The organism is Nocardiopsis trehalosi NBRC 14201 (assembly GCF_001552555.1).
Lineage (GTDB): Bacteria > Actinomycetota > Actinomycetes > Streptosporangiales > Streptosporangiaceae > Nocardiopsis_B > Nocardiopsis_B trehalosi.
This window is the reverse complement of record NZ_BCRK01000048.1, coordinates 24,620-36,058: the sequence shown is the minus strand read 5'-3', so window position 1 is coordinate 36,058 and position 11,439 is coordinate 24,620. Positions and strand designations below refer to the sequence as shown.

Below are 11,439 nucleotides of genomic sequence, written 5' to 3'. Positions count from 1 at the left end.
CCCCCCCCCCCCCCCCCCCCCCCCCCCCCCGCAGCGGGGGCGGCGGCTCAGTCGGTGTGCGCCGCCCCGGCCGCGCGCAGCGCCCGGACGGTGGCGCGGACGGCGGGCCGGCGCGCGGCGTCGGCCCGCCACACCACGTAGACGTGCCGGACCAGCGCCGGCTGCACCGGCACCAGGCGGACGCCGTCGGGGACGGGCCCGCGGCCCAGCCGGGGCATCACGGCGATGCCGAGCCCGGCGGCGATGAGCGCGAGCTTGGTCTGGTGCTCCTCGGCGACGTGGGCGATGTCGGGCTCGACCCCTTGAGCGCGGAGCATGCCGTGCAGCCACACGTCGCAGATGGAGCCGCCGTTCCAGCTGATCCACGGCTCGGTCAGGACCTCGTCGAGGTCGACCAGGTCGCGGTGGGCCAGGGGGTGGGCGGCGGGCAGGGCGATGTCGGCGGTGTCGCGGAGCAGCGGCGCGCGCTGCAGCTCCTTCGGCAGCGGGATGGGGGCGCCGGCCCAGTCGACCACCACGGCGAGGTCGGCGTCGCCGCGGACGACGGCGGGGACGCTGGTGTCGGGTTCGGATTCGACCAGCCGCACGCGCAGCCCGGGGTGGGCGTCGCGCAGGGCGACCAGGGCTGCCGGTGCGAGCCCGCGCGACGCCGTGGCGATGGACGCGAGCCGGACCTGGCCGAGGACGGCGTCGCGGTGCGCCTCCAGGTCGGCCTCGGCCTGCTGGACGAGGGACAGGATGCGCCCGGTGTGCTCGACCAGCAGTTCGGCGGCGTCGGTGAGGCGGATGCCGCGCCCGTTGCGCTGCACGAGGGGCTGGCCGACCTCGCGTTCGAGCTTGCTGAGCTGCTGGGACACGGCGGAGTTGGTGACCCGCAGCGCGGCGGCCGCGCCGGTGAGCGAGCCGTTGGCGGCGATGGCGTGCAGGACCCGCATGCGGTCGACACTCAGCATGTAAGTGATGCTACATCCGCGGTTTAGTGAAATGAAGTAGACCTAAGTCCCGCGCGCGCGGTACACCTCGTGCATGACGACCGCCGCCGCCGGGGCGCCCCCCGCCGCCGACCGCCCCGCTCCGCCCGCCTGGCAGCCGAGGTTCCTGCTCCTCGCGCTCGTGTGGGGGCTGAGCTTCCTCTTCATCGACATCGCGGCCGAGGTGCTGGCCCCGCTGCAGGTGGCGTTCGGCCGCATGGCGACCGGGCTGCTCCCGCTGGCCGTGATCCTGCTCCTGCGCCGCGGCCGGCTGCCGCGCTCGCCCCGCGTGTGGCTGCACCTCACGGTCGCCGCGCTGCTGCTCAACGTCGTGCCGTTCACGCTGTTCGGCCACGCCGCCACGGCGATCCCGTCGGCGCTGTCGGGCATCTGCAACGCGGCGACCCCGCTGTTCGCGGTGGTGTTCTCGCTGCTGCTGCTCCGCGACGAGCGGCCCACCCGGATGCGGGTCGCCGGGCTGGCCACCGGCTTCGCCGGGGTGCTCGTGGTGTTCGGGGTGTGGCGGGGGTTCGCCGGGGCCGACACCGCCGGGATGCTGCTCGCGGTCGGCGCGACCGTCTGCTACGGCATCGGCACCCCCTATGTGCGCCGCCACCTGACCGGGACCGGCCACACCACCCTGGAGATGGCCACCGCCCAGCTCCTCGCCGGGACGGCGGTGCTGGCGGTGGTGACCCCGCTGTTCACCGACGCGCCCGCCCGGCTGCCGTGGGAGGTGCTGGCGGCGGTCACGGCCCTGGGCGCCCTGGGCACCGGGCTGGCCTACGTGCTCCAGTACGCGGTGATCGCGGCGGCGGGCGCGACCGTGGCCGCCACCGTCACCTACGTGATCCCGGTCGTGGCGATCGCCGCCGGGGTGCTGCTGCTCGGCGAGTCGCTCACCTGGAACGAGCCGGTCGGCGCGGCCGTGGTCGTGGTGGGTGCGGCACTGTCGCACGGGCTGCCGCGCCGCCGGACCGCGCCCGGGGCGGCGGGGGCCGCCCCGGCGGGTCAGTCCTCGCGCAGCGCCTCCAGCGCGGCGGCGAGGTCGTCGGGGTAGGTGCTGGAGAACTCCACCGGGCGGTGCTCGGTGGGGTGCTCGAACCCCAGCCGCATCGCGTGCAGCCACTGCCGGCGCACACCGAGCCGCTCGGCCAGGGTGGGGTCGGCGCCGTAGAGGTGGTCGCCCACGCACGGGTGGCGCAGCGCCGCCATGTGCACCCGGATCTGGTGGGTGCGGCCGGTCTCCAGCCGGATCTCCAGCAGGCTGGCGGCGCGGAACGCCTCCAGGGTGTCGTAGTGGGTGACCGACGGCCGCCCGCCCGCGACCACGGCCCAGCGGCCGTCGCCGGCGGGGTGGCGGTCGATGGGCGCGTCGACCGTGCCGCGCAGCGGGTCGGGGTGGCCCTGCACCAGCGTGTGGTAGCGCTTGTCGACCGTGCGCTCCTTGAACGCCCGCTTCAGCGCGCTGTAGGCGGGCTCGCTCTTGGCGAGCACCATGAGCCCCGTGGTGTTGGCGTCGAGCCGGTGCACGATGCCCTGGCGCTCGGCGGCCCCGCTGGTGCTCAGCCGCACGCCCGAGGCGAGCAGGCCCTCCAGCACCGACGGGCCGGTCCAGCCCACCGTGGGGTGGGCGACCACGCCGACGGGCTTGTCGACCACGATGATGTCGGCGTCCTCGTACACCACGCGCAGCCCCGGCACGGGTTCGGGCCGGGCCACCGGGGCGCTGGGCGGCGGCGGCAGCGTGACGTCGAGCCACGAGCCCGCCTGGACGCGGTCGGACTTCGCGGCGGCCCCGCCGTCGACGAGCACGCCGCCGGCGCCGATGATCTCGGCGGCGCGGGTGCGCGACAGGCCGAACATCCGCGCGATGGCGGCGTCCAGGCGGTCGCCCTCCAGGCCGTCGGGCACGGGCATGGAGCGGTGGTCCCCGGCGGTCACGCGGTGTCCTCGCGGCCGCGGTCGCCGCCGGCGGGCGGGGCGGCGGGGTCGTCGGCGGGCCGGTCGTCGCCCCCGCGCACCGGGGCGGCGGGCGCGCCGGCGCCGGTGGTGGGGGTCTCGTCGGTGTCGCCGTCGCCGTCGGCGTCGGCGTCGGCGTCGGCGGTGGCGTCCGGGCGGTCCGCGCCCTCGACCGTGCCGTCGATGTTGACGCCGCGGAACGCGAGCACGACCGCGAGCACGCCGCCGACCACGATGGCGGAGTCGGCCAGGTTGAACACCGGCCAGTTGGGCACCTGGATCCAGTCGACGACGGCGCCGTGGAACGGGGACGGCGGGCGGAACAGCCGGTCGACCAGGTTGCCCGTCGCGCCGCCGAGGATCAGGCCGAGCGCGAAGGCCCAGCCGAGGCTGCGCAGGCGGCGCGCCATGACGAGGATGTAGACCACCACGCCGGTGGCGATGATGAAGAACACCCACGGCACGTCGGAGCCGATGGAGAAGGCCGCGCCGGTGTTGAAGACGAGGGTGAAGCGCAGCAGTTCACCCACGACGGGGACGCTCTCGCCCGGGGTGAACCGGGCGAGGGCGATCTCCTTGGTGGCGAAGTCGGCCGCCAGGGCGACCACCGCCACGCTCACGAGCAGAACGAGCCGCCGCCAGTCGGCGACGCGCCCGTTCCCGGTCCGATGTCCGTCCCCGGAGGGCTCTACCTGAGTCAGCGACGCTCCTCGCGCTGTTTGCACTGCACACACAGTGTGGCCCGCGGGAAGACCTGGAGCCGCGCCTTGCCGATGGGCCCGGCGCAGGACTCGCAGGCGCCGTAGGTCCCCGCGTCCATCCGCTTGATCGCCCGTTCGCACTGGGCGAGCAGGTCACGAGTATTGTAGGCCAGCGCCAGGTCCCGCTCGCGCTGGTAGGTCTTGGCCCCGGTGTCGGTGGGGTCGTCGCCGGCCCCGTCGACCGAGTCCGCCAGCCGCGCGGCCAGCTCGGTCTCGGCGGCGGTGATCTCCGCGCGCAGCCGGGCCGCCTCCTCCTCCAGGCCGCCGCGGACCCCGGCCAGCTCGGCCGCGCTCCACGGGTCCTCGCCGGTGCGGACCACGAGCCCGCCCGCGGCCGCCCCCTTCTTCACGGCCCCCGCCGCAGTGGTCGTCGACGCCATGCGCCCCCCTCAGCCGGCCGCTCCCCCGCGGCCCCGAAAACCCCGTATGACATGCGAGAACACACCGAATCGGTGCCTACCGCTCACGCGATGCCGGGAAGCCTAAACGGCCGCCGGGGGCGAATCAACCAACCACGGCGCAACACGCACACGCCGCCGCAAGCCGCCCGCCGGGACGGGCGCCGGGGGCGCGCACCCGCGCGGCGCGGTCACTCGGCGACGGCGAACCCGCCGTAGTCCTCGGCGAGGACGGCCAGGTGGGGTTCGTCGAAGACGGCCGTGCCGCCGTGGGGGCCGGTGCGCACCTCGATCACCCAGTCCGCGTCCTCCGCGTCGTCCTCGCCCGCGAGCATGTCGCGGTGGACCGTGCACGGCGCGTACCCCTGGTCGAGGAGCTGCTCGGCCAGTTCCTCGGCGTCCTCCCGGTCGGGCAGCGTCACCAGGACGGCCCCCCGCTCCCCCGTCGCTCCCATGCCCGCCGCCCCTTCCCGCCTCCGTGGTGTCCCGGCACGCCAGTATGCCGCGCGAAGAGCGGAGGAGCGCCGCCCAGGTGGGCTATCCTCGGTCCCAGCAAGGCGTGGATGGGGACGAGTACCGCTGGACACAGCCCGCAGCGACCCGGGGACGGTGGAAGCCCGGGGGCATGCCCGTCGGGAAGATCACCCCGGAGCCGCCGGAGGAACGGCGCGGTGCCCCGCTCACGCGGGGGCACCGGCCCAGTAGAACCGGCCGCGGCGACAACGAAGTGGGGCGCGCGCCCACCCCCGTGGTGGGTCCGGCGCACGTCCAAGGAGGGTGGTACCGCGGGGCCCGCGCCTCGTCCCTCCGTCGGGTGCAGTCCTCCTGATGGAAAGGTCCCTTCCGTTGCCGAACCCGCGTGGTGCCGCTCCGCGGCCCTTCCCCGCCCTGCCCGCGCAGGTCGACCTGCCCGCCGTCGAGCACGACGTGCTGGCCCGCTGGACCGAGCAGAAGGTCTTCGAGCGCTCCCTGGAGCAGAGCCGGGGCAACCCGAGCTGGGTGTTCTACGAGGGGCCGCCCACCGCCAACGGCCAGCCCGGCGTGCACCACGTCGAGGCCCGGGTGTTCAAGGACGTGTTCCCCCGCTACAAGACGATGAAGGGGTTCCACGTCGACCGCAAGGCCGGGTGGGACTGCCACGGCCTGCCCGTGGAGGTCGCGGTCGAGAAGGAGCTCGGCCTGTCCGGCAAGAAGGACATCGAGGAGTTCGGCGTCGCCGAGTTCAACGACCGCTGCCGCGAGTCCGTGCTGCGCAACGTCGACGCGTTCACCGCCCTCACCCGGCGCATGGGCTACTGGGTGAACATGGACGACGCCTACCGCACCATGGACCCCGAGTACGTCGAGTCCGTCTGGTGGGCGCTGAAGACCATCCACGGCAAGGGCCTGCTGGTGCGCGACTACCGCATCAGCCCGTACTGCCCCCGCTGCGGCACCACCCTGTCCGACCACGAGCTGGCGCAGGGCTACGAGACCGTGGTCGACCCGTCGGTGTACGTGCGCTTCCCGGTGACCTCCGGGCCGCTGGCCGCGCCCGACCGGGCGGCGTCGCTGCTGGTGTGGACCACCACCCCGTGGACGCTGGTGTCCAACACCGCGGTGGCGGTGCACCCCGACGTCGCCTACGTGGTCATGACCGACGGCACCGAGCGGCTGGTCCTCGCCGAGCCGCTGGCGGCGTCGGTGCTGGGCGAGGGCTGGACGCCCACCGGTGAGCGGTTCGAGGGCGCCGAGATGGAGCGGTGGACCTACCAGCGCCCGTTCGAGCTGGTGCCGTTCGAGGAGCCGGCGCACTTCGTGGTCCTGGCCGACTACGTCACCGTCGACGACGGCACCGGCCTGGTCCACCAGTCCCCCGCCTTCGGCGCCGACGACATGGCGGTGGGCCGCGCCTACGGCCTGCCGGTGGTCAACCCCGTTCGCGCCGACGGCGCCTTCGAGGAGGGCCTGGACCTGGTCGGCGGCGTGTTCTTCAAGCGGGCCGACGCCACCCTGGTGGCCGACCTCGACGGACGCGGCCTGCTGTTCCGCAACCAGCCCTACGAGCACAGCTATCCGCACTGCTGGCGCTGCCACACCCCGCTGCTGTACTACGCGCTGCCGTCCTGGTACATCCGCACCACCGCGATCAAGGACGAGCTGCTGGCGCAGAACGCCGACACCTCCTGGTTCCCGGAGAACGTCAAGGAGGGCCGCTTCGGCGAGTGGCTGCGCAACAACATCGACTGGGCGCTGTCGCGGAGCCGCTACTGGGGCACCCCGCTGCCGGTGTGGACCTGCGCCGACGACCACCTGACCGTCGTCGGGTCGCTGGCCGAGCTGGGCGAGCTGGCGGGCACCGACCTCAGCGCGCTCGACCCGCACCGCCCCTACGTGGACGACGTCGTCCTGGCCTGCCCCGAGTGCGGCGGCGAGTCCCGCCGCGTGCCCGAGGTGATCGACGCCTGGTTCGACTCCGGGTCGATGCCGTTCGCCCAGTGGGGGGCGCCGCACCGCAACGACGAGGTGTTCCGGGCGAACTTCCCCGCCCAGTACATCTGCGAGGCGATCGACCAGACCCGCGGCTGGTTCTACTCGCTGATGGCGGTCAGCACCCTGGTGTTCGGCCGGTCCTCCTACGAGAACGTCGTCTGCCTCGGCCACATCCTGGCCGAGGACGGGCGCAAGATGAGCAAGCACCTGGGCAACATCCTGGAGCCCATGGAGGTCATGGAGCGGCACGGCGCCGACGCGCTGCGCTGGTTCATGGCGGCCAGCGGTTCGCCGTGGGCGCCGCGCCGGGTGGGCCACGCGGCGCTGGAGGAGATCGTCCGCAAGGTGCTCCTCACCTACTACAACACCGTGTCGTTCTTCACCCTGTACGCCAACGCGGGCGACGCCTGGACGCACGACCGGCTCGCCGACGCCCCCGCGCCGGCCGACCGCCCGCTGCTCGACCGGTGGCTGCTGTCGGAGCTGAACCGGCTGGTCGCGGACGTCGACGCGGCGCTGGAGCGGTTCGACACGGCGGGGGCGGGCCGGTTGCTGACCGCGTTCGTGGACGACCTGTCGAACTGGTACGTGCGCCGGTCGCGGCGGCGGTTCTGGGCGGGCGCGGCCACCCCCGAGGGCGCGTCGGCGTTCGCCACCCTGTTCGAGGCGCTGGAGACCCTGACCCGGGTCATGGCGCCGATGGTGCCGTTCCTCACCGACCACGTGTGGGCGGCGCTGCGCCGCCCCGACGCCCCGGAGTCGGTGCACCTGACCACGTGGCCGGAGGTCCGCGCGGACCTGATCGACACGGAGCTGTCGGAGCAGATGGCCCTCACCCGCCGCCTGGTCGAGCTGGGCCGGGCGGCCCGGGTCGACTCCGGGGTGCGCACCCGCCAGCCGCTGTCGCGGGTCCTCGTCGGCGCCGCGGGGTTCGCGGGGCTGCCCGAGCAGCTGCGGGCGCAGGTCGCGGAGGAGCTGAACGTGCAGCAGCTCGACTCACTGTCGGCGGTCGGCGGCGACCTGGTCGACTACACGGTCAAGCCGAACTTCCGGGCGCTGGGCAAGCGGTTCGCCAAGCGCACCCCGCTGGTGGCGAAGGCCATCCAGGCGGCCGAGCCGGCCGGGCTGGTCGCGCAGGTCCGGTCGACCGGGTGGGCGCACGTGGAGGTCGAGGGCGAGCCGGTCGAGGTGAGCGCCGAGGAGCTGCTGGTGACCGAGCAGCCCCGCGAGGGCTGGACGGTGGCCTCCGAGGGCGGCGAGACCGTCGCGCTGGACCTGGACATCACGCCGGAGCTGCAGCGGGCCGGGCTGGCGCGGGAGGCGGTGCGGCTGGTGCAGGACGCCCGCAAGTCGAGCGGCCTGGACATCTCCGACCGGATCGACCTGTGGTGGTCGGCCACCGACCCGGTGACGGCGCGGGCCCTCACCGAGCACGCGGGGCCGATCGCGGCCGAGGTCCTGGCGTCCTCCTTCACCGAGGGCCGCCCGGAGGGCGCGGCCTACAGCGTGGCGTCGGAGGAGTTCGGCGTGACCGTCTGGATCCGCCGCACCGCCTGACCGGCTCCGGGGCCGCGCGGGCCGGTCCGCGCGGCCCCGGCCGGTGCGGGCACCGCCCGCTCCGCCGTTCGGCGGGGCGGGCGGTACGCGCCCGCCCGGCGCGGGACCCGGGATGCGCGTGCGCGCGCCGACCGGGGAGCCGAGGCCGTCCACAGGTGCGGGATTCGCCTGGCGCGCGGCCACTCCCACCGGCTTGACTGGAATCAGGGGTTCCCCCGGCGCCATGGCCCCCTCCGCCACCGCCCAGGGGAAGTGCCGCACCATGCCCCGAACCGGCCCCATCTCGTTCCCGCGGCGCGGGGCGGGTGGGTCAGTCGTCGGTCGCGGGACGGTTGTGCCCCGTGGTGGTGTCCGGCTCACCGTCCGGAGCGGGCGAGGATTCGGCGGCGCCGGTTCCGGATCCGTGGCCGTCCCGGTGGTCGGCGGTGTCCTCGGCGGGGCGCCCCGGAAGCCGGTAGGTGAAGCGCGCGGGGGCGCCCGAGCCGGTCTCGGGGCCGTCCTCGGGGTCGGGGGCGCCGGGCGCGGCGAGGACCGCCGGGCCGTCGATGTCGTCCTCGGCACCGGTGAGGCGCGGGTCGTCCACCGGGGCCGGGTCTGCGGGACCGTCGGCGGCGGTGGTGCCGCCGCCCGGGGCTTCGTCCACAGCACCGTCGGGCGCGGTGGCGTCGGGACCCGGGTCGCCGGGCGCCCAGTCGGCGGTGTCCGCCGCCTCCTGTCCCGCGCCGTCCGAGGGCGGGTCGTCCCGGGTGTCCGCGCCGCCGGTTCCGGAGGCGGACGTGCCGGCGCCGTCGGCCGGGTCGGGCGTGTCGGCCGGGTCGTCCCGGTCGGTGGCGGCCGGGCCGGGGTCGGTGTCCGATCCAGCGGGGGCCGGATCGGGGGCCGGCGCGTCCTGGGGGTCGGCGGGCTCCGCCGCCGCGCCGTGCCCGGGGTCGGGCGTGTCGGTGTCCGCGTCGCTGCCGACGGCCGGGGAGGCGGCGGTGACCTCGGCCACCGCCGGGGCGTCGGCCTCGGCGGGCGGGCCCGGGTCGGCGGGCGTCTCGGAGTCCACGTCGACCGGGTCGGCGGGCGCGTCGACGGCGGTCTCCGGCGCGGCGTCGGTCGGCTCGGGGTCGGGCGCGTCGGCGGCCGGGAGGGGTTCGGCGACCAGGTCGAGGTCGTCGTCGGCGTCGGACACGGCGCCGGACGCGTGGGCCGGGTCGGGTTCCGGGGTGTCCGGGGCGGCCCCGCCGGCCGGGTGGCCGTTCTGCAGGCGCTCGACGAACGCCCCGAAGGACGTGGTCTCGGCGCCGTCTGCGGGCGCGTCAGCGGGGGTGTCACCGCCGGAGGCGGCGTCGGCGGCCGACGGGACGACGGGCGCGTCGGGGCCGGTGTCGGCGGACGCGGCGCCGGAAGTGTCGGGGGTGCCGCCGCCGGGGGCGGCGTCGGCGGTCGGCCGGACGGTGGGCGCGTCGGGGCCGGGGTCGGCGGGCGGGGCCTCGGGGGGGCCGTTGCGGACCGCGGCGGTGGGGGTGTCCGGCGGGCCGGCCGAGGTGGGCGGCGTGGGGCCGGACGCGCGGTCGGCGGGCGCCGGGGTGTCGGGGGCGTTCAGCCACAGGGCCGTGCCGGTGTCGGTGGGCTCGAAGTGGGGATCGTCGGGGTGCGCGGCGCCGTGCGGGTACGCGCCGGTGGGCCGCGGGGCGGCGGAAGGGTCGGGCCGGTCGCCGGTGCCGCGGCCGTGGGCCGGGTCGGAGGGCGGCCGGGGGTCCGAGGCCGCCGCGCCGGTGGCGGGCTCGGCCGGGCCCGGCGGGGTGCCGGGGGGCGCGGCGGCGGGGACACCGTACGCGCGGGTGGCGGCGGGGGCACCGGAGGCGGTGCCCTGGCCGGGCGCTCCGTACGGGGCGCCGGCTCCGGGTCGGGGCCGCTCCCAGGCGCCGCTGGGAGACGCGCCCGCCCGTACCGGCGGGTGGGCCGGTACGGGCGCGGGCGTGCGCCGCCCTTGGTCGCCGGTCGCGGGCCCCACCGCGGTGGCCGCGGAGGGGACGGACGCCTTCCCCAAACCGTCCGTCCACGGGGCGTGCGCCGGCGGGGCCCCGCGTCCCGTCGTCCCATCCTGTCCGCCCGTCAGGTGCGCGCGGTGTCTGACCAGCTCCGCCACGAGGAAGACGGCCCCGAGGCCGCCCAGTCCGAGGGCGATGTAGACCAGCGTGGTCTCGGCGAGCACCACGGCCACCGCGATGACGACCAGAGCCGCCACGAGGGTGACGAGGCTGAGGATGAACACGGGAAGTGAGAGCCTTTACTCAAGGGTTCTGTTGTGCGTCGGCGCGGAGCCCCCGCGCCGCGGGGTCAGCGCCGGTCGTGCGGCTCGCCCGGGTGGAAGCCGCCGTGCTGCGCGGGCTCCGGCTGGGCGAACGGGTTGCCGGCCGGCGGACCCGCGGGGCCGCCGTGCTGGAGCGACGGCGAACCGCCGGTGGGGGCCATGGTCTGGAAGCCGCCGGTGGTGTTGGGGCCGGGGCCGCTGAGCTCGTTGGCACCCTCGGCGAGCTCGCGCAGCTGCCGCTCGAAGTAGTCCTTCAGGCGGCTGCGGTACTCGCGCTCGAAGTCCTTGAGCTCGCTGACCTTGTGCTCCAGCTCCTCGCGCTGCTGCACGAGGGAGCCCATGACCTGGCGGTGGCGCTCCTGGGCGTCGCGGTCGAGGTTCTCGGACCGGGCGCGGGCCTCGTTGACGATCTGCTCGGCCTGGCGGCGGGCCTTGCCGAGGATGTCGTCGGCCTCGTGGCGCGCGCGGCCGAGGGTCTCGTCGGCCTCGCGGCGGGCGTCGGAGATGGCCTGGTCGGCGGTCTGCTGGGCGAGGGCGAGGACCCGCGCGGCGGTGTCCATGTTGTCCTCGGCGCCCGGCAGGCCCATGTTGGAGGCCATGGCCGGCATGGGCTGCTGCTCGACGGGCTGCGGGATCGGCTCGGGCCGGACCGGCTCGGGCTGCGGAGGGGGCTCGGGGGCCAGCTGCTCCTGGGGCTGCTGGAAGTCCTGCATCCCGGCGTTGGGGACCTTGCCCCGCAGGCACTCGGCCAGCTTGCCGCGCAGCTCCTCGTTCTCCTGGATCAACCGGTCAAGTTCGGACTCGACTTCGTCGAGGAACGCATCAACCTCTTCTTCGTCGTAGCCCGGCCGTAGCCGGGTCGTACTGAACTGCTTATTCCGCACATCCGCGGGTGTCAGCGGCATGTTCGTCTCCTTGGCGCGCTTGGACTCTGTCCGTAGGGACGCTACCTGATCGTGACCTTACGGCAATCCAGATCATGACCAAGACCACATATCGGAAGGGCAGCGTACCTTTCC

At 75.6% G+C, this 11,439-nt stretch carries 9 protein-coding genes; 2 read left to right on the top strand and 7 right to left on the bottom strand.

The window, feature by feature from the left end; genetic code table 11:
• Nucleotides 1-47 precede the first annotated feature (47 nt).
• On the bottom strand, nucleotides 48-953 hold the full coding sequence (locus tag NT8_RS11340; RefSeq protein WP_067967439.1) for a LysR family transcriptional regulator: 906 nt from the start codon (nucleotides 951-953) through the stop codon (nucleotides 48-50).
• 73 nt (nucleotides 954-1,026) lie between these two features.
• Between NT8_RS11340 and NT8_RS11335 the strand changes: the two genes are divergently transcribed.
• Nucleotides 1,027-2,031, top strand: a complete 1,005-nt coding sequence (locus tag NT8_RS11335; RefSeq protein WP_067967437.1) for a DMT family transporter — start codon at nucleotides 1,027-1,029, stop codon at nucleotides 2,029-2,031.
• On the opposite strand, the gene NT8_RS11330 is transcribed toward NT8_RS11335, so the two are convergent.
• The 4 genes from NT8_RS11330 to NT8_RS11315 all read right to left on the bottom strand — a co-directional run bounded on the left by NT8_RS11330 (nucleotide 1,983) and on the right by NT8_RS11315 (nucleotide 4,547).
• Entirely contained in the window at nucleotides 1,983-2,891 is a 909-nt protein-coding gene (locus tag NT8_RS11330; protein WP_067967444.1) for an RluA family pseudouridine synthase, read from the bottom strand. The genes NT8_RS11335 and NT8_RS11330 overlap by 49 nt on opposite strands.
• A 20-nt stretch (nucleotides 2,892-2,911) precedes the next feature.
• Nucleotides 2,912-3,658: a signal peptidase II gene (gene lspA / locus NT8_RS11325; RefSeq protein WP_394326576.1), complete on the bottom strand. Its 747-nt coding sequence runs from the start codon at nucleotides 3,656-3,658 to the stop codon at nucleotides 2,912-2,914.
• Complete coding sequence (locus NT8_RS11320; RefSeq protein WP_067967434.1) at nucleotides 3,631-4,074, bottom strand: TraR/DksA family transcriptional regulator; 444 nt, start codon at nucleotides 4,072-4,074, stop codon at nucleotides 3,631-3,633. The genes lspA and NT8_RS11320 overlap by 28 nt, the downstream gene beginning before the upstream one ends.
• Before the next feature lie 209 nt (nucleotides 4,075-4,283).
• Nucleotides 4,284-4,547 carry a divalent-cation tolerance protein CutA gene (locus NT8_RS11315; RefSeq protein ID WP_067967431.1) on the bottom strand — a complete coding sequence of 88 codons (264 nt, stop codon included), beginning with the start codon at nucleotides 4,545-4,547 and terminating at the stop codon, nucleotides 4,284-4,286.
• Between the two features lie 391 nt (nucleotides 4,548-4,938).
• On the opposite strand from NT8_RS11315, the gene ileS reads away from it, so the two are divergent.
• A complete protein-coding gene (gene ileS, locus NT8_RS11310; RefSeq protein ID WP_394326575.1) occupies nucleotides 4,939-8,121 on the top strand; it encodes an isoleucine--tRNA ligase in 3,183 nt (1,060 codons plus the stop codon).
• Nucleotides 8,122-8,431: 310 nt separating this feature from the next.
• Here ileS and NT8_RS11305 read toward each other — a convergent pair whose 3' ends face one another.
• The gene (locus tag NT8_RS11305) at nucleotides 8,432-10,381 is read right to left on the bottom strand and encodes a hypothetical protein (protein WP_067967427.1); all 1,950 of its coding nucleotides are present in this window, start codon (nucleotides 10,379-10,381) and stop codon (nucleotides 8,432-8,434) included.
• A 65-nt stretch (nucleotides 10,382-10,446) separates the two neighbouring features.
• A complete protein-coding gene (locus tag NT8_RS11300) occupies nucleotides 10,447-11,325 on the bottom strand; it encodes a DivIVA domain-containing protein (RefSeq protein ID WP_067967424.1) in 879 nt (292 codons plus the stop codon).
• Between the last annotated feature and the right edge of the window lie 114 nt (nucleotides 11,326-11,439).

What these genes read in the sequence shown, in the direction of transcription:
- NT8_RS11315 (WP_067967431.1), bottom strand. Translation starts at nt 4,547, where the DNA reads ATGGGAGCGACGGGGGAGCGGGGGGCCGTCCTGGTGACGCTGCCCGAC.
- NT8_RS11340 (WP_067967439.1), bottom strand. Translation starts at nt 953, where the DNA reads ATGCTGAGTGTCGACCGCATGCGGGTCCTGCACGCCATCGCCGCCAAC.
- NT8_RS11330 (WP_067967444.1), bottom strand. Translation starts at nt 2,891, where the DNA reads ATGCCCGTGCCCGACGGCCTGGAGGGCGACCGCCTGGACGCCGCCATC.
- NT8_RS11320 (WP_067967434.1), bottom strand. Translation starts at nt 4,074, where the DNA reads ATGGCGTCGACGACCACTGCGGCGGGGGCCGTGAAGAAGGGGGCGGCC.
- NT8_RS11300 (WP_067967424.1), bottom strand. Translation starts at nt 11,325, where the DNA reads ATGCCGCTGACACCCGCGGATGTGCGGAATAAGCAGTTCAGTACGACC.
- NT8_RS11335 (WP_067967437.1), top strand. Translation starts at nt 1,027, where the DNA reads ATGACGACCGCCGCCGCCGGGGCGCCCCCCGCCGCCGACCGCCCCGCT.